This window comes from Nonomuraea phyllanthi (assembly GCF_006334985.2).
In the GTDB taxonomy this organism is placed as follows: domain Bacteria; phylum Actinomycetota; class Actinomycetes; order Streptosporangiales; family Streptosporangiaceae; genus Nonomuraea; species Nonomuraea phyllanthi.
This window is the reverse complement of the sequence record NZ_VDLX02000003.1, coordinates 76,237-96,271: the sequence shown is the minus strand read 5'-3', so window position 1 is coordinate 96,271 and position 20,035 is coordinate 76,237. Positions and strand designations below refer to the sequence as shown.

The following is a 20,035-nucleotide window of genomic DNA, read 5'->3' as shown; positions in this document are numbered from 1 at the left end:
ACGGCGTGGTGGGGCGGCGGGTTCGGGCGTTCATGGCCGGTGCGGCCACGGTGGCGATGCTGGCGGGCTGCGGCGACCTGGCCGCGCAGTCCACGATCGGCGGGGCGGAAAGCTCCAAACCGGACTCGGCCTCGATCGCCGACGCCCGCGAGAAGCTCGCCGACCTGGCCGTCAAGGGCCGCGCGCCGAAGACCGGCTACGACCGCGACAAGTTCGGCCCCGCCTGGTCGGACGTGGACCACAACGGCTGCGACACCCGTAACGACATCCTCAAGCGCGACCTCGAGGACGAGACCTTCAAGGCGGGCACGCACGACTGCATCGTGCTGACCGGCACGCTGCACGACCCGTACGGCGGCAAGACCATCCACTTCGAGCGCGGCCAGGACACCAGCACGAAGGTCCAGATCGACCACCTGGTGCCGCTGTCGGACGCCTGGCAGAAGGGCGCGCAGAAGTGGTCGGCGGACAAACGCAAGGAGTTCGCCAACGACCCGCTCAACCTCCTGGCCGTGGACGGGCCGCTGAACGGCCAGAAGAGCGACGCCGACGCCGCCACCTGGCTGCCGCCGCGCAAGGCGTACCGGTGCGCGTACATCGCCCGCCAGATCGATGTGAAGGCCAAGTACGAGGTCTGGGTCACCTCCGCCGAGAAGGACGCGATGGAGAGCATCCTCGACGGCTGCTGACGTGATGTCAGACGCCGACGAGCCGGACCCGGTCGCCGCACAGCCTGGCAAGGTCATCGACGTCCGAGGTCAGAACGGCCACCGGGGCCGGCTGGCGCAGTGCCATCTCGGCGACGGTGGCGTCGATCGCATACTTGTGGCCGTGCAGGCCAGCGGCCTTGAGCAGCTCTGCCGCCGCCTTCGCCGCGCTCTCGGTCACCGGCTCGACCTTGACGCGCGACAGCACCCACCGCAGCCGTGGCAGGTTCACCCGTGCGTGGCTGACCTCCACGATGGTGTTGGCTCCGATGACGAAATCAGCACCCATAGTGTGAAACACCTGGAACATCGCAAGGATCTTGCGGTCCTGCGCAATCCAGGCGGAGAGCCCCTGGGAGTCAAGGACGACGGTTTCGACGTGCTCGTTCACGCCGCACTGGCCGGCCCGTCCGCTTCGGCCTTGCCGAAGATCCTGGAGTGGGCCTCCGCGAGCTCCTCCTCGGTGAACGTCCCGTGCTCCTCCTGGTGACGCAGCAGGTCGGCTCCGAGCAGTTGGTGCCGTAGCTGACGAGCGACCGCCTCGGCGACATAACCGGAAACGTTGTCGGTGAGTTTCCTGAGCTCGGCGACCTGGTCGCTCGGCAGCGTCACTGTGATGCGCGTCGTGTCGGCCATGCTGCGAGCATACCCCGATATGCGCGCGTCCGCCTGCGACTTCGTCCCCGCACGGCGAAAGGCCCACCGCGGGCGACGCGGTGGGCCGGTGGACGGGGGATCAGTCGTCGTCGTGACCGTGGTCGTCGGAGCCGTGGTCATCGCGACCGTGGTCGTCGCGCCCGTGGTCGTCGTGGTCCCGCTCGTGCTTGGTGACCTTGCCGGTGGCCGCGTCCACGTCCACCTCGTGCCGGGCCGAGCCCTTGACCAGCTCGACCTCCCACACGTCGGGTCTGGCGCCCCTGCGGTCGAAGTCGAGCTCGCTGACCCAGGCGCCCTGCACCGCGTTGTGCGCGATCTTGATGGCCTCCTCGGCCGTGACCTTCGGCGCGGCGGCCGCGAAGCCCGCCGCGCCCGTGGTCGCGGTGCCGGTCGTGGCGGCGCCCGTGGTGCCGGCGCCCGTGGTGCCGGCGAACGCGGCGCCCCCGCCCGCGATCAGCGTGACGGCCCCGGCCCCGATGACGATGAACTTCTTCGTGATCTGCATGACTCCACGAAATCGCGAGCGCCGGTAACCGCGCGCTAAGGAGCGGTTAACACCACCTCCACGCGCGCGCCGCCCCCCTCGGGCGTGGAGACGGTGAGCCCGCCGCCCGCCGACTCGGCGGTACGCCGGGCGATGTCCAGGCCCAGCCCGGTCGATCCACCCCCGCTGGTGCCCCGCTCCAGCAGCGCGGGGTCGAAGCCGGGGCCCGAGTCCTCGACCGCCAGCACGGCCCCGTGGGGGCGCGGCACGAGCCGTACCGACATGGAGACCCCTTCGGGGGTGTGCGCGAACACGTTGCCGAGCAGCGCGTCCACGCACGCCGCGAGCTCCTCGGCGCCCACCGCGACCGGCAGGGGCGCGCCGGGCAGCGACACCGACACCTCCCGCCCCTGGTCCTCCGCCAGCACCGACCAGAAGCGCACCCGCTCCCCCACCACCGCCGCCGCGTCGCACGAGTCGCGCCCGGCCGAGCGGCGCCGCGCCTCCGTGATGACGGCGCTCACCGCGCGTTCCAGGGCGTCCACGCGTGCCTGTACGCGGGCCGCCTCCTCGGGGTCCCGCAGCGACTCGGCGTCCAGCCTGAGACCCGTCAGGGGTGTACGCAGCCGGTGCGACAGGTCGGCGACCGACTCCCGCTCTGCCACCAGCAGCTCGTCGATCCGCCCCGCCAGGTGGTTGAGCGCCAGCGCCACCGACCGCACCTCGGGCGGCCCGCCCGGCTCCGCCCGCGCCGTCAGGTCGCCTCCGGCCAGCCGGTGCGAGACCCGGGCGAGCCCGTCCACCGGCCTCGTCACCCGCAGCGCCAGCCGGTCCGCCAGCACGATCCCCAGCACCACCAGCGCGAGCCCGAGCACGAGCAGCGCCAGCCACGCCTCCCGCACGCCCCGCGCCAGCTCCGCGTCCGGCACGAACACCCTGATCACGGCCGTGCCGCCGGGCGACTGCATGGAGACGAGCACCTCCCGGCCGCCGCTGGTCGCGGCGGTGACGCTGCGCCCGGTGGCGGCCAGGCGCACCGCGTCCGTACGGGGCGCGGGCGCGCCCACCGTGCTCCCGTCGGGCAGGAACACCGTCACCCGCCGCGACACCTGCTCCACGGCCAGCGCCAGGTCGGGCGAGCCCACCGAGAGCGCCACGGACTCGGCGGCGGCGGTCGCCCTGTTCATCGCGCCGTTCTCGGCCACGGCCCGGATGAGCAGCGCCATGGGCACCAGCAGCGCGATCAGGACCAGGGACGTCGTCGCCGCCACCAGCAGCGCCAGCCACCGCCTCACGCCCGCACCCCCACAATGTGGCCGCTCATGACGGCGCGACCAGCTTGACGCCGACGCCGCGGACCGTGTGCAGGTAGCGCGGCTCGGCGGCGGTCTCGCCGAGCTTCCTGCGCAGCCACGACAGGTGCACGTCCACGGTCTTGTCCGCCCCGCCGTACGGCAGCTGCCACACCTCCGTCAGCAGCTCGCGCTTGGTCACCACCTCGCCGGGCCGCGCGGCGAGATAGTGCAGCACGTCGAACTCGCGCGGCGTCAGGTCCAGCGCCGCCCCGTCCAGCGTGGCCGTACGCGCCCGCGGGTCCACCCGCAGCTCCCCCACGGACAGCGGCTCGGGCACCGAACCACCGGCCCGCCGCAGCACCGCCCGCACCCGGGCGTCGAGCTGCGCCGCGCTGTACGGCTTGACCACGTAGTCGTCGGCCCCCGCGTCCAGCACCGGCACCATCTCGGCGTCCCCGTCGCGGGCGGTCGCCACGATCACCGGCACCCGGCTGACCGCGCGCAGCATCCGCAGCAGCTCCACCCCGTCGAGGTCCGGCAGCCCCAGGTCCAGCACGATGAGGTCGGGACGGTCCTGTACGGCCAGCCGCAGCCCGTCCAGCGCCGTCGGGGACGACGACACGGCATGCCCCAGCTCCCGCAGCCCGCGGCTGAGCGCCGTGCGGATCGCCACGTCGTCCTCGATGAGCAGGATGTCCGCCATAGAGAAAACCTAGACGCTCGACGAGCATGCGTTGAGCAGCGTTAGCGTCGCCTTAACCTGGCCTTAGCCGTACATGGGGGAACGTGAGGGCGATGAAGAGACTCGTGCTGGCCTGGGCCGCCACGGCCGTCGCGGCCACCGGCGCGGCCCTGGGCGTGCTCGGCCTCCTCGGCACCGGCCTGACCGGCGACTCCGGCCACGTGCTCAGCCAGGCCGAGGCCCGTTCGGCCCTCAACACCGCCACCCAGCGCCCCGCCACCACCGCACCCACCACCACGCCGAGCGACGCCGCGGGAGACCCGGACGACGGGGACGACGACGACCGGCCGGCGGAGGCCTCCACCACCGCCGCCCCGTCCCCCACCGGGCCCGGCAAGCTGATCCACAGCGTCGGCGGCACCGTGATCGCCTCCTGCGCCGGCGACCTGGTCACGCTGCGGTCGTGGAGCCCCGCCCAGGGCTACTCGGTGGACGGCGTCGAGCCCGGCCCGGCGCGCGAGGCCAAGGTGGAGTTCGAGCCGGACGACGGGGAGGACGTCAAGCTCGAGATCAGCTGCCCGGCCGGCCGGCCGGTGAGCCGCATCGGCTCCTAGCGGCCCTAGGTGAGGAGCACGCCGCCGTCGACCGGCAGCGTCACCCCGGTGATGTACGAGGCCGCGTCGCCGGCCAGGAAGACGGCCGCCGCCACCAGCTCCACGGGGTCGCCCGGCCGCTTCATCACCGTCCTCGCCTCGACGGTCTGCTCCACATAGCCGGGTTTGTACTGCTCGGTCATCTCCGAGCGGAAGAACCCCGGCTCCAGGCAGTTGACCCGGATGCCGCGCCGGCCGGTCCACTGCTGCGCGAGGTCGCGCGTGAGCCCGCCGATCGCTGCCTTGGAGGCGCTGTAGGCGGCCTGCGGCAGGCCGGCCGTGGTCTCGCCGAGCACGCTGCCGATGTTCACGATCGAGGAGCCGGGGCGCATGACCCGCGCGCAGGCCTGGGCCATCCAGTACGTGCCGTGCAGGTTGATGTCGATCACCTGCCGGAACTCCTCGGGCGTCTCGCGCAGCGCGGGCACGGCGGTGCCGATGCCGGCGTTGTTGATCAGCACGTCGACCGCGCCCATGGCCTCGACGGCGGCGGCCACCAGCGCGTCGCAGTCTTCCGGCCGCGACACGTCGGTCCGCACGGCGAGGCACCGCCGCCCGGTCTCCTCGACCAGCCGCCGCGTCTCCTCCAGCCGGTCGGCCCGCCTGGCTCCGATCACGACGTCGGCGCCGGCCTCGGCCAGCCCGCGTGCGAACGCCACGCCCAGCCCCGAGGAGGCCCCGGTGACGATGGCCACCTTGCCGTCGAGAGCGAACCGCCCTAACACGCCACTTCCACCTTCCGGCCGGCCGACAGGAGCATCATCACGCACGTGCGCCACCGCGAGCGGGGGCCCCGCACTCCGCCGCGGGCGGGTACGGGGCGCGCCGGTCGGTCAGAGGCCGTATTCCTTGACGATGCGCTCGTGCCGCTCGACCTCGACGTCGATCTCGCGGGCCAGGTCGAGCCAGGCCAGCGGGTGCACCCACCGCTCGGTGGCGTCGTCGAGCAGCGCGTCGACCTCGGAGGGCGACACGTTGGGCGGCACCGCGACCCAGCCGAAGACGCCTGGCAGCGACTCGCCGCTGGACGGGTGGGTGACGGTGTAGTTCTCGTCGCTGTAGACCCACATCGGCCAGCCGCGCTCGGCCATGACCTCGGTGAACTCCGCCCAGTCCTCCTCGCTCGGCGCGGCGCCGTCGAAGAAGTAGCTGGTGTAGCCGCCGGGCCGCAGGATGCGCACCGCCGCGAACGGGGGCACGAAGTTCTGCTGCTCCTGCGGGTCGTCGGGGACGGGCTCCAGCAGCTGCGGGTCGAAGACCACCAGGTCGCCGGCGTTGTAGTCCATCCCGCGCGGCTGCGGCAGGGCCAGGCGGGCGCTGGCGGGGCCGGTGCGGATGGAGAGCACCTGGCGCTGGCCGCCGTCGGGCGCCGGGAGGATGACCCTGATGAGGCCCATCTCCTCCTCGATCGGGCCCTCCTTGGACTTGATCGGCATGCCGATCTTGGCGGCGCCCTTGCGCACGGTCTCCCAGTCTTCCGCCGAGGTGGCCATGACGATCATGCGCCAGACGTCCTCGTCGACCAGCTCGTCGATCACCTCCAGCAGCACCTGGGCGGCCCTGGAGTTCTGGTCGAGCTGCTGGGCGGCGCCGGACAGCAGGCGGCGGGCCTCGATGCCGGCGCCCGCGGCGACGGCGTGCTCGGCCGCGTCGAGCGTCTCCGGCCAGCGCTCGCGGGCGCTGTGGAGCCGGGCCAGCGCGAGGTACTGGGCGTCGTGCGGCAGCATCGCGGCCATCTGCTCCAGCCGCTCGTCCTGGCGGGCCTCGACGAGCAGCGTGGTGAGGTAGGCCACGTCGTCGGGGTCGGCGGTGGCGATGTCGCCGGAGTCGACCAGCAGCTTCCAGTAGATGTCGGCGCCGGTGGCGGGGAAGCCGAGGAAGCCGAGCGTGGTGGTGTGGCGGCGGGTGGCCTCCAGGTCCTGGCCGGACAGCGGCGCGAGCCAGCCCACCCACTTTTCCGGGTCGGCGTTGAAGCCGTCGGCGGCGTCGAAGAGGCCGACCCGCTCCTCCAGGGGGCCGGGCGCCTCGGGCTCGGAGGTGGCGTCGGCGGCGGCCCGCAGCGCGGCGACCCGCTCGGCGACGCCCTCGGCCGAGCGCAGCTCGGCGGCGCCGGACTCGGCCAGGTCGGCGAGCAGGCGGGCCTGCCACACGCCCTGCCTGGCGACGGCCAGGTCGCCCGCGACCAGGGCGAGCTCGACGCGGGCGCGGTAGCCGCCCATCATGCCGAAGTAGTCCATCCACTGGCGCAGCACGCGGCCGAGCTGCCAGGTGTTGGCGATCTGGGCGGAGGAGGCCAGCGCGCTGACCGCCTGCGACCACTCCACGAACACCCGCGGGTGCTCGCCCACCACGTCGAGGTCGGGCAGCGCGTCGACGGCCTCGGCGGTGCGGCCCAGCGTGGCGAGGATCAGGGCCCGCCGCACGCCGTCGCGGTGCTCCTTGGCCACCGGGTCGTCCGGCTTGAACTCGGCCGCGGCCTGCAGCGCGGTGAGCGCGTCATCGGCGCGGCCCGCGGCCAGGAGCGCGCGGGCGCTCTCGGCGCCGAGCTCCCAGCTGGCCTCGCGGCCCGCGACCCGCAGCCGCTCGACGGCGGACTCGGCGTAGGTGACGGCCTCGCCGGGCTTGCCGGCGTCGATGAGGGCGGCGACGTATTGGGTGACGAGGCCGGCGAAGGCCGGCTTCTCCGGGCTCAGGCCCTCGATGTGGGGGGCCAGCGCCTCCAGACGCTCGCTCGCGTGGCCGGGGCCGTCGGCGTTGGCCCACGTGATGGCGAGGGCCTCGATCGCCGCCGGGGCGGCCGGGCACTCGCGTACGTCTTCGCGCTGGGCGAACGCCAGAAGCTGCTGCGCGTCGTCGATGGCGACCGCGCCCTGCGCCCGGTCGCCGATGCGGCCGACGAGGTGCCAGTAGCGGGCGTAGAACTCGAGCCAGGGCAGCTCCAGAGCCTCCGCCTGCTGCGCGATGGCCGGCGCCATGACGTCGAGCTGCGGATATCGGCCCTCGTAGGCCTGTGCGGGAAGATCTCCCAGCGCCATGGCGAGGCCAAGGTTGCCCGCCTCGGAAAGCTGCTGCTGGGTTTCGCCGACCCAGGCCCAGATGTCCACGTCCATGGGCAGCCAGTCTGCCAGGTCAACGACCGTGCCCAAAACGCAGAAGCCCGATCAGCTCGTCCGTTTCGCTGTCGTCGAGCACCGAGAACACCGGCGCCATCAGGTCGTCCGTCGTCTCCTCGACCGCCGCGCGCCGCGCGACGACGTCCGGGCCGGGCGTGGCGTACGGCTCCGGCCACTGGAAGAACCGCGCGATCCCCTCCCCCGTGACCTCCCCGAACGGGGTCGCGTCGTGGCCGGTGGCGAGCGTGGCCTCCAGCGGGTGCAGGCCGGCCGCGACCACGGCGTTGCCGTGGAGGGCGCCGCGCAGCTCGCGTACGACGTGCATGAGCTGCACGGCCCGCGCGGGCGGGTCGTCGGCCAGCGGCACGGCCCGCCACCCGGCGAACAGCGGGGCGCCCACGGGCGAGGCCCGCTCGACGACCGGCTGGAGGAGCTCGGCGATCCTGGCACAGCCGTCGTAGCCGCCCAGCTTGCGCCGGCCCCAGGCCCGGCACACCTCGGCGTACAGCTCGACGGCCTGCTCGGCGGGGAGCTTGCGGCCGCCGTTCCAGCTCTCCTCGACGTGCGACGGCGGGAAGAAGACCGCGACCGAGGTCACGACGTCGGCGTGGCACTCGCCGAGCACGCCGCAGCGGCCCCTGAAGTAGAACTCGCGGGGGCCGAGACCGTACTCCTCGCAGACGGCCTTGGCCTCCCTGGACACCATGAATCCGCCGCCGTACTGGCCGATCGGCGCTTTCACCTGCACTGCCGTGGTGCGTGCGTCCGCCATGGTCCACCCCTCAGTTCGTCAAGTGGACTCAGCATCCCTCAGGAGAACATCATTCTGCAAGCATCAGCTCCCCGCTGGCCACGATGACCGCGGGGCCGGAGAGGTAGCTCGTCTCCTCCTCGAGGATGACGGTCAGCGTGCCGCCCAGCACCTCGACCGTCCAGGTGCCGGTGGTCTCGCCCGACAGGGCCGCGGCGGCGACGGCCGTGGCCACCGAGCCGGTGCCGCAGGAGCGGGTCTCGCCGGAGCCGCGCTCGTAGACGCGCATGACGGCGCGCCTGGTGCCGACGGGGTTGAACAGCTCGATGTTGACGCCGGCCGGGAAGACGCCGGTGTCGAAGCCCGGCTGGTGGGTGAGGTCGAGCTGGACGACGGGGTCGCCGATGGCGCAGGCCAGATGGGGGTTGCCCATGTCGACGTGGAGCCCGGTGTACTCCTGGCCGCCGACGATCGCCACGCTCTCGCCGTGGACGACCGGCTTGCCCATGTCGACGGTGATGTCGCCGTTCGGCTCGACCCTGACCGTGCGGACGCCGCCCCTCGTGGCGACCCCGAACTCGCCCGCCTGCTCCAGCCCGGCGTCGATCAGGTAGCGGGCGAACACGCGCACGCCGTTGCCGCACATCTCGGCCACTCCGCCGTCGGAGTTCCGGTAGTCCATGAACCACTCGGCCGCCGCGGCGTGGTGGCCGACCTCCCGGCTCTCCTTGGTACGCGTCACCACCAGCACGCCGTCCGCGCCTATGCCGGCTCTCCTGTCGCAGATCCTGGCGACGAGTGCGGCCGAGACGCCTGCCTCGCCCTCGGGATCGGGAAGGATGATGAAATCATTCTCGGTGCCGTGCCCCTTGAAAAACCGCATTTTACAATTTTATGCGGAAGGGTGTGCCGAGATCAGCGCGAGGGACCGCTCAACGAGATCCGGGGCGTCGTACGGCACCCAGCGCACCCTCGGATCGCGGCGGAACCACGACTCCTGGCGGCGGGCGAAGCGCCTGGTGCTCCTGACGGTCTCCTCGATCGCCTGCTCCTCGCTCCACTCGCCCGCGAGGTAGCGGATGACCTGGGCGTATCCGAGGGCGCGGCCGGCGGTGCGACCCTCCGCCAGGCCCTGCCCGAGCAGGCGGCGCACCTCGTCGACCAGCCCGGCCCGCCACATGCGTCCCACCCTGGCCTCGATGCGCGCGTCGAGCTCCGGCCTGGGCACGTCGAGGCCGATCTGCACGCTCGGGTAGACGGCGTCGTAGGACGGCATGGTGGCCGAGAACGGGCGCCCGGTGTGCTCTATCACCTCCAGCGCGCGGACGATGCGCCGGCCGTTGCTCGGCAGGATGGCCTCCGCCGCCGCCGCGTCCAGGCCGCGCAGGCGCTCGTGGAGCGGGGCGGGGCCGCGCTCGGCCAGCTCGCCCTCCAGCCTGGCCCTGATCTCGGGGTCGGTGCCGGGGAACTCCAGCTCGTCGATCGCCGCCCGTACGTACAGGCCGCTGCCGCCGACCAGCACGGGCACCTCGACGGCGTCGATGACGGCCCTCGCCATCCGCTGGTACTCGGCCACGCTCGCGGTGACCGTGACGTCCCAGATGTCCAGCAGGTGGTGCGGCACCCCGCGCTGCTCCTCGGGGGTGAGCTTGGCGGTGCCGACGTCCATGCCGCGGTAGAGCTGCATGGAGTCGGCGTTGACGCACTCGCCGCCCAGGCGCAGGGCGAGGTCGACGGCGAGATCGGACTTCCCGGCCGCCGTGGGACCGACGACGGCGATGACTGGCTGCTGACGCACGACGACCAGTGTGCTAGAGATCCAGGAGCGTCGGTTGCAGGTACCCCTCGTGGGTGAGCAGCCAGCGCTTGGTCTCCACGCCCTCGCCACCGCTGAACCCGCCGAGGCCGTTGCCCGCGATCACGCGGTGGCACGGGACGATGATGGGGATCGGGTTGGAGCCCATGATCGAGCCGATGCCGCGGGCCGGCACGCTGGAGCCGCTGCGCCTGGCCAGCTCGCCGTAGGTGACGGCGGTGCCGTAGGGCACCTGGTGCAGGGCCTGGAGCACGCGCAGCCGCGAGCCCGACATCAGCCGCCAGTCCACCGGCGTCTCGAAGGTCTTCAGCTCTCCGGCGAAATAAGCGTTCAGCTCGGAGACCGCGAAGGCCGTACGATCCGAGTCATGGACCTCAGCCAGGCCGAGCTGGGCGGCCGGCCGCGCCCGGGATCCCCAGCCCGAGGCGACCAGACCGACCTCGGTGACGGCCAGCACGAACGGCCCCACCGGCGTCGGCACCTCGGCGATTGCGACCGTGGTCATCATGTCCTCACGTGAGTTGGTGGTGCTGGGCACGTCCAGCGCGGTCCCTACCCGCCACCGTAACCACAACGGGTACCTTCTGCGCTGGGACGGACAAGGCTACCTTTTCGATCCCGGCGAGGGCACCCAGCGGCAGATGCTGCACGCCGGGGTGAGCGCGCACGACGTGCACTGGATCTGCCTGACGCACTTCCACGGCGACCACTGCCTGGGCGTGCCAGGGGTCGTGCAGCGCATCGCCCGCGACAGGGTGCGACACCCGGTGCGGGCGGTCTTCCCCGCCTCCGGCGGCACGTACTGGCGCAGGCTCCGCCACGCCGCCGCGTTCGCCGACACGTCCGTGATCTCCGAGCACCCCGTCTCCGGCGACCTGGCCGCCGTCGGCCCGCTGACCGCGCGCCGCCTGTCGCACCCCGTCGAGTCGTACGGCTACCGCGTGCAGGAGCCGGCGGGCCGGCGCATGCTGCCCGACAGGCTGGCCGCCCGCGGCATCCGCGGCCCGGAGATCGCCGAGCTGCAGCGCACCGGCTCCGTGCGCGGGGTGACGCTGGAGGAGTGCAGCGTGCCCCGGCCGGGACAGAGCGCGGCGTTCGTCATGGACACGCGGCTGTGCGACACGGTGTTCGAGCTGGCGTCAGGGGTGGACCTGCTGGTGATCGAGAGCACGTTCCTGTCGACGGAGAGCGCGCTGGCGAAGGAGTACGGGCATCTGACGGCATTCGAGGCGGGGCTGGTGGCGGCGGACGCGGGGGTGCGCAGGCTGGTGCTCACGCACTTCTCCGAGCGGTACGGGTTCGGCGACGAGCCCGCGTTCGTCGCCGAGGTGCGCCGGCACTACGACGGGGAGGTCGTGCTCGCCCGCGACCTGATGAAGATCCCGGTGCCGCGGCGTCAGGTCCACAGCCCGGCGAAGTAGCCCACGCCGTAAGGGGCCGCCTCCATCAGCAGGCGGCCCGACAGCCCGCGCGTGCCCGCGGCGCCGGCCAGCACCTGGAGCGCGGCCCGCCCGCTCACCCACAGCCGGTCCGCGCGCTCGGGGTCGAGGGCCGCCAGGGTCGCGGGGTCGGCGCCGGCGATGGCGCGCGCGATCAGGTCGTTGTACGGCTTCGCGGCCTCGTCGTGCTTGCCCGGGGCGCGCGAGCTGAGACAGGCGGAGCCGTCGGCCATGACCAGCAGCGCCACCCTCTCCGCCGTCGCCCCCACTTCCTCGCCATATTTCCGGCATTCCTCGCTTGTCGCGTCGAGCGCGACGGCCCGGAAGCCGTCCGGGGCCTGGTCACCCAGCAGCCACCGGCCCACGGTCAGGGACAGCGGCAGCACGGGACGCTCGCCGTGGCCGCTCGTGACGTCGATGCCCCACGGGCGCAGCGTGCCGGCCGCCCCGCCGTCGTACGCCGCCGTGGCCGCTGCCCCGCCCACCACGATCAGCGCGTCCGGACGGGTCTCGCGCAGCGCGGCGACGGCGGCCCGGCAGGCGGAGCGGAGGTCTTCCAGCTGGAGCAGGAGGAGCGGGGTGGGCGGGCAGACGGCCGCGGCGACGAGCACGGAGGCAAGCGTACGCGGCGGCCCGGTCAGTACGGGTCGCCGCCCTCCTTGATCTTCGCGAACAGGCTCCGCGCGTAGCCGTGAGCCGCCCGGTGCAGGCCGCCCCCGAAGCTGATCCTGGCCACGCCCAGCTCCCCCAGCCGCCCGAGCGCCGGCACGCCCGGCCTGAACAGCACGTTGACGGGCCCGCCCACCTCGCTCACCAGGGCCCTGATCTCGTCCTCGTCGCCCAGCCCGATCGGGTACACGCAGTCGGCCCCCGCCTCCAGGTAACGCCGCCCGCGCTCCACCGCCTCCTCGCGGTCGCCCTGCCCGTGCACGTAGACGTCCACCCTCGCGTTGATCACCAGCCCCGGGCCGGCCGCGTCCCGCACCTCGGCCAGGAAGTCCGCCTGCTCGGCCGGGTCGACCAGCTTTCCGGCGGACGAGTCCTCGAGGTTGCACCCGACCGCCCCGGTGGCGGCCAGGCGCTCGGCCAGCTCGGCGGGCTTGAGCCCGTAGCCACGCTCGATGTCGGCCGTCACGGGGACGTCCACCACCCGGACGATCCGGGCGATCGCCGCCATCATCTCGCCGACCGGCGTCTCCTCGCCGTCCTCGTACCCCAGCACGTTCGCGACGGCGGCGCTGCTGGTGGCGACGGCGGGAAACCCGGCCTCCCGCACGGCTCCGGCAGAGACGGCGTCCCAGACGTTGGGCAGGACCACGGGGTCTCCCGGCACGTGCAACGCCCGCAGGGTCCCGGCTTTGTCAGTCGTCATCCTTCGACCCTACGGAACGCCGCCGCTCCCGCCGTAGGTCCAATACGGCCGGCAACCGCCGAGCCACTTCACCTCGTCCGGCACCGGGACCAGCGTCCGCCGGTCGGGAACGCCCGTGCACCTGCCAGGAACGCCCGTACGCCGGACCGGCGCCCGGCACAACCAGGCCGTCCGGTGCGGCCTTTCACCTGCCGCACGCGGGCGGACACGCGGGGCGCGGCCCTGCAGCTCCACCCGCGCTACGTGGTGGCCGGTCCGCGCTCAGCAGCCGCTCGTCGCGCACTGCCCGTTGACCAGTCCCGCCGGGCCGTCGGCGGGGGTGTCCGCGTCGGACGACTGCGGCGCCTTGGTGGGGGACGACTTCGAGGGCGTCTTGTGGTTGTTGGTCTGGGCCGTGCCACGATCCGGGTTCGAGCCCGTACCGGCGGTGTTGTCGCCGCCCGAGCCCTGGTCGGTCACGGCGTCGCCCATGGTGCCGTCGTTGCCGGTGCCCGTGGAGGTGTCGCCGTCCGAGTCGTCGACGGTGGCGTCGCCCATGGTGGCGTCCTCGCCGCCGGGGTCGTCGTTCCCCGCGACGCTCTGGGAGGGCACGGGATTCCCGCCGCCCGGTTGCGCGGCCTCGGACGGGTTCGCGGCCAGCATGTAGCCGACGCCGCCCGCCGCGAGCACGGCGACGAGCGCCGACGCGGCGATGAAGGTGGTCTTCTTCGTGTTCTTCTTCTGGCGTTTGCCGGTCGAGGTCGCGTTCCCGGCCGCCAGGCGCGTGTCTCCGGGCCCGTACAGCGTCTCGTGACGATCCGGCTCGATCGGATCTTGCATGGTGGTGCAGCTCCCTGCGGTCGTATCGGGGAAAGCTCGCCGGCTTCCGCGGGTGATGGACCACACTAGCCGCAACGGCTGAATGCTCGCACAACAATCACAAAGGAATCACGACATGTCCCCCCGTAGATCCATTTGCCCAGGTCGTCGTACGGCCCTCGCACCCGTCGCAGGAGCTGCGGTAGTCCTCGCCACCGCGATCACCGGCATATTCCTGGCATTCAGCAACTCACACGAACCACCATCGCAAAGTTCGCCGGAATTCGAGACGAAAACCACACTTTTCTCAAGATCGAATTTCTCGTACGTCTCCCTCACTCCGACTCAGACCGTTTCATATGGCTCTGGAACGATCCAAAATCACTCTCCGAGTCCGTCGCGTCTCCTACCGCTGTCCTGGATCGAGCCCGTCCCGCCGCCCGGCCTGGCCGTCTCCGGCGCACCGACGTCCACGTCCGGACCGCTGCCCTCGTTCACCGGACCCGTGGTCCTCGGGAGCCCTCTCGGTCCGGCCACCGGACCGCCTGCTTCCGCGCCTCCGCCGCCACCTCCCCCGCCCACGGCGACGCGGCCGGGACCTCAGCGGTCGGCGCCTCCCCAGCCGCCTCCCCAGCCCCGCCCGGCCGTCCCCTCGCCGGTGGTGTCGGCCGCTCCGCAAACGCCTCCCCAGGCGCCTTCCGTGGAGCGGGCGGCCCCTGAAGCGCCTGAAGCGGAGCGACGGGCCGGCCCGCCTCCGTCGATCGCCGGCCGGGCCGTCGTGGATCCCTGCGCCACGTTCCACGACTTCCGCCGCCGGCCCTGCTACGCCTACCTGGACCGCCTCACCCGCTGACCGCCGCTGCAGGCGGCCCCAGGGCGAGGGTCGGCTCGCATGGAGGGCGGTCGGCGGGCAACGGCATGCTGGACCCCGCTCGGCCGGCGCCGGAAGGGCGACCGGCTGAGGGGGCGCGGCGTGACCCGGCGCGCATGGTGAACGGCGACCGTGGCAACGGCCGGTGAAGAGGGGTGATGGCGCCCGCCCTCTGCCTGCGCCCGCTACGCCGGCCCATGAGGCGGCCGTCGCCGACGGATGATGGCACGGCCATGACACCGACCGTCACCGGCCGATGACGGCACGATCCGTGACGTCGGCCGCCGCACACGGGAGATGGCGTCGGCCACCGGCCCCGGTGGCGGCAGGCGGTGTGGGCGAGGGGCGGGTCAGTGGGCGGAGCAGGTGCCCGTGGTCGGGAGCGGAGCGGGGCGGCCGAGGGTGGGCATGCCGAGCAGGACCCCCGGCGACGCCGCCGAGCCCGGCCGGCGGGACTCCCAGGCGTCCCCCGCCCTCGTGCGCCGGACCTCCTTGACCGGACCGTCGGCCACCAGGTGGTGCGGCGCCGCGTACGTCACCTCCACCGTCACCATGTCCCCGGGCCGGGGCTGCTCGGCGCCGGCGGTGAAGTGGACCAGGCGGTTGTCAGGAGCCCGGCCCGACAGGCGGTGGGTGGCGTCGTCCTTGCGGCCCTCGCCCTCGGCCACCAGGACCTCCAGCGTGCGCCCGACCTGCCGCTTGTTCTCCTCCCAGGAGATCTCCTCCTGCAGCGCCACCAACCGCTCGTAGCGCTCCTGCACGACCTCCTTGGGCACCTGGTCGGGCATGGTGGCCGCCGGGGTGCCGGGGCGGATGGAGTACTGGAAGGTGAAGGCGTTGGCGAAGCGGCTCTGGCGGACGACGTCGAGGGTGGCCTGGAAGTCCTCCTCCGTCTCGCCGGGGAAGCCGACGATGATGTCGGTCGAGATGGCCGCGTCGGGCATGGCGGCGCGCACCCGCTCGATGATGCCGAGGTAGCGCTCGGCGCGGTAGGAGCGGCGCATCTCGCGCAGCACCCGCGAGGAGCCCGACTGCAGCGGCATGTGGAGCTGGTGCATGACGTTGGGCGTCTCGGCCATGGCGGCGATGACGTCGTCGGTGAAGGCCGCCGGGTGCGGGGAGGTGAAGCGGACGCGCTCGAGGCCGTCGATCGTGCCGCACGAGCGCAGGAGCTTGCCGAAGGCCAGGCGGTCGCCGAACTCCACGCCGTACGTGTTGACGTTCTGGCCGAGCAGCGTCACCTCCAGCACGCCCTGGTCGACCAGCGTCTGGACCTCGGCGAGGATGTCGCCGGGGCGGCGGTCCTTCTCCTTGCCGCGCAGCGACGGCACGATGCAGAACGTGCACGTGTTGTTGCAGCCGACGGAGATGGACACCCAGGCGGCGTAGGCGGACTCGCGCTTGGTGGGCAGCGTCGAGGGGAAGACCTCGAGCGACTCCTTCAGCTCGACCTGCGCCTCGCCCTCGATGCGGGCCCGCTCCAGCAGCACCGGCAGCGAGCCGATGTTGTGGGTGCCGAAGACCACGTCGACCCACGGCGCCTTGCGGACGATCTCGCCCTGGTCCTTCTGCGCCAGGCAGCCGCCCACGGCGATCTGCATGCGCGGGTTGCGCGTCTTGGCCGGCCGGAGGTGGCCGAGGTTGCCGTAGAGGCGGTTGTCGGCGTTCTCCCGCACGGCGCACGTGTTGAACACGACCACGTCGGCGGTCTCACCGTCGGGGGCCGGCACGTAGCCGGCGTCCTCCAGCAGACCGGACAGCCGCTCGGAGTCGTGCACGTTCATCTGGCACCCGTATGTGCGCACTTCGTATGTGCGGGCGCCCTCCTGGGTCACAGTCATGGCACGTTCAAGGGTAGTCGCTGCCGGGCTTGGGACGGGCCGTACGGTTCTAAAACACCAGCTTGGTGGCCGGATGTGATCGGATCGGTACCGCTCAGATAGTGACCAGCGTCTTAATGCCCTCTACCGTTTTGGTCCATGACGGAGAAGGGCGACGCCACTCCACTGGTGAAGTTGGAGAACGTCAACAAGCACTTCGGGGCGCTTCATGTCCTGAAGAACATCAACTTGACCGTCTCTCGTGGTGAGGTTCTGGTCGTGATCGGCCCGTCGGGCGGCGGGAAGTCCACGCTCTGCCGCGCGATCAACCGTATGGAGACGATCAGCGACGGGCAGATCATATTCGACGGCCAGGCTTTGCCCGCGGAGGGCAAGGCGCTGGCGCGGCTGCGTTCAGAAGTGGGCATGGTCTTCCAGTCGTTCAACCTGTTCGCCCACAAGACCATTCGCGAGAACGTCACGCTCGGCCCCATCAAGGTGCGCGGCGTCGCCAAGGACGCGGCCAACAAGCGCGCCATGGAGTTGCTGGAGCGGGTGGGCATCGCGGCGCAGGCGGACAAGTATCCGGCGCAGCTGTCGGGTGGCCAGCAGCAGCGGGTCGCGATCGCCAGGGCGCTGGCCATGGACCCGAAGATGATCCTGTTCGACGAGCCGACCTCCGCACTGGACCCCGAGATGGTGCAGGAGGTGCTCGACGTCATGATCGGGCTGGCGCGTGACGGGATGACCATGGTGGTCGTCACGCACGAGATGGGCTTCGCCCGCAGGGCCGCCAATCGGGTGGTGTTCATGGCGGACGGGCAGGTCGTGGAGGAGAACACCCCCGACGAGTTCTTCACCAACGCCCAGACCGACCGGGCGCGCGACTTCCTTTCCAAGATCCTCACGCACTGAGAATCCCTCGTACTGATAAATGAGGCAGGTATACATGCACATGCGTCGAATGGGAGCGGTGCTCTCGATTGCGGCTCTGGCCGCCGGCCTGACCGCTTGCGGTGGCGGGGACAGCGGTGGTGGAGATCAGAGCTATTCCACCGTGATCGACAAGATCAAGGGTGGCGCCACCATCGTCGTCGGCACCAAGTGGGACCAGCCGAGCCTGGGCCTGAAGGTGGGCAACGAGCCCGAGGGCTTCGACGTCGACGTCGCCAAGGCGGTCCTGAAGGAGATGAACGGCGGCAAGGACGTCAAGGTCTCCTGGAAGGAGTCGGCCTCGTCCAACCGCGAGCCGTTCCTCGAGAACGGCACGGTCGACATCATCTTCGCCACCTACTCCATCACGGAGGAGCGCAAGGCCAAGGTGACCTTCGGCGGCCCGTACGTCATCGCGCACCAGGACGTCATGGTCCGCCAGGACGACACCGCGATCAACAGCCCGCAGGACCTCAAGGGCAAGAGGATCTGCAAGGCCGCGGGCTCCAACTCGTACAAGCGGATCACGGACCCGCCGCCGGACGGCGAGCTCGACATCGACGCCACCACCGTCGACGCGGCCAACTACTCGCAGTGCGTGCAGAAGCTCCAGGGCAGCAACCTCGACGCCGTGACCACCGACGACCTGATCCTGGCGGGCTTCGCCAAGCAGGCGCAGCAGGCCGGGGGCAGCTTCAAGGTGCTGGGCCAGGGCTTCACGGACGAGAAGTACGGCGTCGGCCTGAAGAAGGGCGACACCAAGACCTGCGAGGCCGTCAACGCCGCGGTGAAGAAGCTGTGGGACGACGGCACCATGAAGAAGCTGCAGGACCAGTGGTTCGGCGGCATCCAGGGCCTGAAGCTCACCGAGTCGGCCCCGCCGGCCGAGGGTTGCGCCTGATCACGTCGGTGACGGCGGCCGGTGAGCCGGCCGCCGGTCACCCCTGCGGTGGAGCACGATGGACGAACTAATCAAATACGCCCCTGATCTCGCGCTCGGATTCCTGGAGAACGTCAAGATCGCGGCCGTGGGCGCGGTGGTCTCCATGATCCTCGGCACGATCCTGGTGGCGATGAGGGTCTCTCCGACGCCGGTGCTGCGCGCGGCCGGCACGGTCTACGTCAATGTGGTACGCAACACCCCGCTCACCCTGGTGCTGGCCTTCTCGGCGCTGGGCCTGAGCGACCGGCTCGGCCTGGTCTTCTCCGACGTGCCACTGACCAACTCCTTCTGGCTGGTCTCGCTGGGCCTGTCGGCCTACACCGCCGCCTTCGTGTGCGAGGCGCTGCGCGCCGGTGTCAACACGGTGCCGATCGGGCAGGCCGAGGCGGCCAGGTCGATCGGTCTGACGTTCATGCAGTCACTGACGATGATCATCCTGCCCCAGGCGTTCCGCGCGGTCATCGCACCGCTGGGCAGCGTGATGATCGCCATGATCAAGAACACCACCGTCGCCACCGCCGGCGGGTACCTCGCCGACTCGGCTGCCGTGATGAAGATAACCTTCGACCAGACGGGCGCGTCGATCCCGATCTTCATTGGCCTCATCATCGCCTTCATGGTGCTGACCATGCCCATCGGGTTCCTCACCGGCTGGTTGTCGCGACGACTGGCGGTGGTCCGATGAGCGCGTCCGTCCTGTTCGACATCCCCGGCCCGCGCGCGCGGTTGCGCAACGGCCTGCTCACGGTGCTCGGCGTCGCCGCGGTGGCTGCCGCCCTGTACGGCGTGTACGCCGGCTTCGACGCCAAGGGCCAGTGGGCGGCCGAGATCTGGCTGCCGTTCCTGAAGTGGAACACCTGGCAGGTCTACATCTTCCCCGGCCTGATCGGCACGCTGCGGGCCGCCGCGGCGGCCTCGGTGCTGGCGCTGGTGTTCGGGATCGTCTTCGGCCTGGCCCGGCTCTCCGACCACTCCTGGATCAGGATCCCGGCCGGAGCGGTGGTGGAGATCTTCCGCGCCATCCCGCTGCTGTTGCTGATCTTCTTCATCTTCTATCTGTTCCCCACGCTGATGGGCGGCGGCGACTACGGGTTCGTGGCGCTGGTCCTGGGCCTGACGCTGTACAACGGCTCGGTGCTCGCCGAGATCGTCAGGGCGGGCGTGAACGCCGTGCCGAAGGGCCAGGCGGAGGCCGCGTACGCGGTGGGCATGCGCAAGAACCAGGTGATGCGGCTGGTGCTGGTGCCGCAGGCCGTCACGGCGATGATGCCGGCGATCGTCAGCCAGCTCGTGGTGCTGCTGAAGGACACCGCGCTCGGCTACATCATCGCCTACGTCGACCTGCTCAACACCGGCTTCAACATCCTGCCGGCCGCGATCTTCGGGGCGCTCATCCCTGCGGCGATCGTCGTGGGCGTCATCTACGTGGCGCTCAACATGGCGCTGAGCTTCCTGGCCACCTGGCTGGAACGGCGCAGCAGGCGCAGCCGCAGGTCCACCACGCCGCCGATCACCACCGGACCGGGGCCCATCGAGTCCGGGGTGGGCTCGGCCGCCGTACCGTAGGTCTCTGAGGGGCGGCGGTTACCCGCCGCCCCTCAGACCAGCCTCAAGAAGGCGTCAACGTCCGGCCAAAAACGACGTTGGAGCGTTCCCGTCGCGGGCGTTCGGCTTGCAAACTCCTTCTATAGCAACAGAAGG

At 71.7% G+C, this 20,035-nt stretch carries 22 protein-coding genes; 7 read left to right on the top strand and 15 right to left on the bottom strand.

Features of this window, described 5'->3' with window-relative positions:
- Positions 1–8: 8 nt before the first annotated feature.
- Positions 9–689, top strand: coding sequence for an HNH endonuclease family protein (locus tag FH608_RS09420; protein ID WP_226899219.1), 681 nt, complete (start codon positions 9–11; stop codon positions 687–689).
- 7 nt (positions 690–696) lie between these two features.
- On the opposite strand, the gene FH608_RS09415 is transcribed toward FH608_RS09420, so the two are convergent.
- From FH608_RS09415 to FH608_RS09395, 5 genes are all read right to left on the bottom strand, one after another.
- The gene (locus FH608_RS09415) at positions 697–1,098 is read right to left on the bottom strand and encodes a DNA-binding protein (protein ID WP_139630041.1); all 402 of its coding nucleotides are present in this window, start codon (positions 1,096–1,098) and stop codon (positions 697–699) included.
- Positions 1,095–1,343, bottom strand: coding sequence for a type II toxin-antitoxin system CcdA family antitoxin (locus FH608_RS09410; RefSeq protein WP_139630040.1), 249 nt, complete (start codon positions 1,341–1,343; stop codon positions 1,095–1,097). The genes FH608_RS09415 and FH608_RS09410 overlap by 4 nt, the downstream gene beginning before the upstream one ends.
- A gap of 100 nt (positions 1,344–1,443) precedes the next feature.
- A complete protein-coding gene (locus FH608_RS09405; RefSeq protein ID WP_139630039.1) occupies positions 1,444–1,869 on the bottom strand; it encodes a PepSY domain-containing protein in 426 nt (141 codons plus the stop codon).
- Positions 1,870–1,904: 35 nt separating this feature from the next.
- The gene (locus tag FH608_RS09400; RefSeq protein ID WP_139630038.1) at positions 1,905–3,143 is read right to left on the bottom strand and encodes a sensor histidine kinase; all 1,239 of its coding nucleotides are present in this window, start codon (positions 3,141–3,143) and stop codon (positions 1,905–1,907) included.
- A gap of 25 nt (positions 3,144–3,168) precedes the next feature.
- Positions 3,169–3,846: a response regulator transcription factor gene (locus FH608_RS09395; RefSeq protein WP_139630037.1), complete on the bottom strand. Its 678-nt coding sequence runs from the start codon at positions 3,844–3,846 to the stop codon at positions 3,169–3,171.
- A gap of 92 nt (positions 3,847–3,938) precedes the next feature.
- Between FH608_RS09395 and FH608_RS09390 the strand changes: the two genes are divergently transcribed.
- A complete protein-coding gene (locus FH608_RS09390) occupies positions 3,939–4,439 on the top strand; it encodes a hypothetical protein (protein ID WP_139630036.1) in 501 nt (166 codons plus the stop codon).
- A 5-nt stretch (positions 4,440–4,444) separates the two neighbouring features.
- On the opposite strand, the gene FH608_RS09385 is transcribed toward FH608_RS09390, so the two are convergent.
- The 6 genes from FH608_RS09385 to FH608_RS09360 all read right to left on the bottom strand — a co-directional run bounded on the left by FH608_RS09385 (position 4,445) and on the right by FH608_RS09360 (position 10,663).
- Complete coding sequence (locus FH608_RS09385) at positions 4,445–5,203, bottom strand: SDR family NAD(P)-dependent oxidoreductase (protein ID WP_139630035.1); 759 nt, start codon at positions 5,201–5,203, stop codon at positions 4,445–4,447.
- A 108-nt stretch (positions 5,204–5,311) separates the two neighbouring features.
- Positions 5,312–7,588 carry a tetratricopeptide repeat protein gene (locus FH608_RS09380; RefSeq protein WP_193318322.1) on the bottom strand — a complete coding sequence of 759 codons (2,277 nt, stop codon included), beginning with the start codon at positions 7,586–7,588 and terminating at the stop codon, positions 5,312–5,314.
- A gap of 19 nt (positions 7,589–7,607) precedes the next feature.
- On the bottom strand, positions 7,608–8,363 hold the full coding sequence (locus FH608_RS09375; protein WP_226899218.1) for an SCO6745 family protein: 756 nt from the start codon (positions 8,361–8,363) through the stop codon (positions 7,608–7,610).
- A 49-nt stretch (positions 8,364–8,412) separates the two neighbouring features.
- The gene (dapF, locus tag FH608_RS09370) at positions 8,413–9,225 is read right to left on the bottom strand and encodes a diaminopimelate epimerase (RefSeq protein WP_139630033.1); all 813 of its coding nucleotides are present in this window, start codon (positions 9,223–9,225) and stop codon (positions 8,413–8,415) included.
- 9 nt (positions 9,226–9,234) lie between these two features.
- The gene (gene miaA / locus FH608_RS09365) at positions 9,235–10,140 is read right to left on the bottom strand and encodes a tRNA (adenosine(37)-N6)-dimethylallyltransferase MiaA (protein WP_139630032.1); all 906 of its coding nucleotides are present in this window, start codon (positions 10,138–10,140) and stop codon (positions 9,235–9,237) included.
- Positions 10,141–10,153: 13 nt separating this feature from the next.
- Positions 10,154–10,663: a methylated-DNA--[protein]-cysteine S-methyltransferase gene (locus FH608_RS09360; RefSeq protein WP_226899216.1), complete on the bottom strand. Its 510-nt coding sequence runs from the start codon at positions 10,661–10,663 to the stop codon at positions 10,154–10,156.
- Position 10,664: 1 nt separating this feature from the next.
- Between FH608_RS09360 and FH608_RS09355 the strand changes: the two genes are divergently transcribed.
- Positions 10,665–11,579: a ribonuclease Z gene (locus FH608_RS09355; protein ID WP_139630030.1), complete on the top strand. Its 915-nt coding sequence runs from the start codon at positions 10,665–10,667 to the stop codon at positions 11,577–11,579.
- Here FH608_RS09355 and FH608_RS09350 read toward each other — a convergent pair.
- From FH608_RS09350 to miaB, 4 genes are all read right to left on the bottom strand, one after another.
- Complete coding sequence (locus tag FH608_RS09350; protein WP_139630029.1) at positions 11,555–12,208, bottom strand: class III extradiol ring-cleavage dioxygenase family protein; 654 nt, start codon at positions 12,206–12,208, stop codon at positions 11,555–11,557. The two genes, FH608_RS09355 and FH608_RS09350, sit on opposite strands and share 25 nt — an antisense overlap.
- A gap of 26 nt (positions 12,209–12,234) precedes the next feature.
- The gene (locus tag FH608_RS09345) at positions 12,235–12,969 is read right to left on the bottom strand and encodes an isocitrate lyase/PEP mutase family protein (protein WP_139630028.1); all 735 of its coding nucleotides are present in this window, start codon (positions 12,967–12,969) and stop codon (positions 12,235–12,237) included.
- A 261-nt stretch (positions 12,970–13,230) separates the two neighbouring features.
- Positions 13,231–13,788, bottom strand: coding sequence for a hypothetical protein (locus FH608_RS51350; RefSeq protein WP_153261591.1), 558 nt, complete (start codon positions 13,786–13,788; stop codon positions 13,231–13,233).
- A gap of 1,200 nt (positions 13,789–14,988) precedes the next feature.
- Positions 14,989–16,479: a tRNA (N6-isopentenyl adenosine(37)-C2)-methylthiotransferase MiaB gene (miaB, locus tag FH608_RS09330; RefSeq protein WP_139630026.1), complete on the bottom strand. Its 1,491-nt coding sequence runs from the start codon at positions 16,477–16,479 to the stop codon at positions 14,989–14,991.
- Between the two features lie 138 nt (positions 16,480–16,617).
- Between miaB and FH608_RS09325 the strand changes: the two genes are divergently transcribed.
- The 4 genes from FH608_RS09325 to FH608_RS09310 all read left to right on the top strand — a co-directional run bounded on the left by FH608_RS09325 (position 16,618) and on the right by FH608_RS09310 (position 19,900).
- Positions 16,618–17,373, top strand: coding sequence for an amino acid ABC transporter ATP-binding protein (locus FH608_RS09325; protein WP_139630025.1), 756 nt, complete (start codon positions 16,618–16,620; stop codon positions 17,371–17,373).
- A 142-nt stretch (positions 17,374–17,515) separates the two neighbouring features.
- A complete protein-coding gene (locus FH608_RS09320; RefSeq protein ID WP_226899214.1) occupies positions 17,516–18,292 on the top strand; it encodes a glutamate ABC transporter substrate-binding protein in 777 nt (258 codons plus the stop codon).
- A gap of 58 nt (positions 18,293–18,350) precedes the next feature.
- On the top strand, positions 18,351–19,019 hold the full coding sequence (locus FH608_RS09315) for an amino acid ABC transporter permease (protein ID WP_139630023.1): 669 nt from the start codon (positions 18,351–18,353) through the stop codon (positions 19,017–19,019).
- On the top strand, positions 19,016–19,900 hold the full coding sequence (locus tag FH608_RS09310) for an amino acid ABC transporter permease (protein ID WP_139630022.1): 885 nt from the start codon (positions 19,016–19,018) through the stop codon (positions 19,898–19,900). The genes FH608_RS09315 and FH608_RS09310 overlap by 4 nt, the downstream gene beginning before the upstream one ends.
- Positions 19,901–20,035 lie beyond the last annotated feature (135 nt).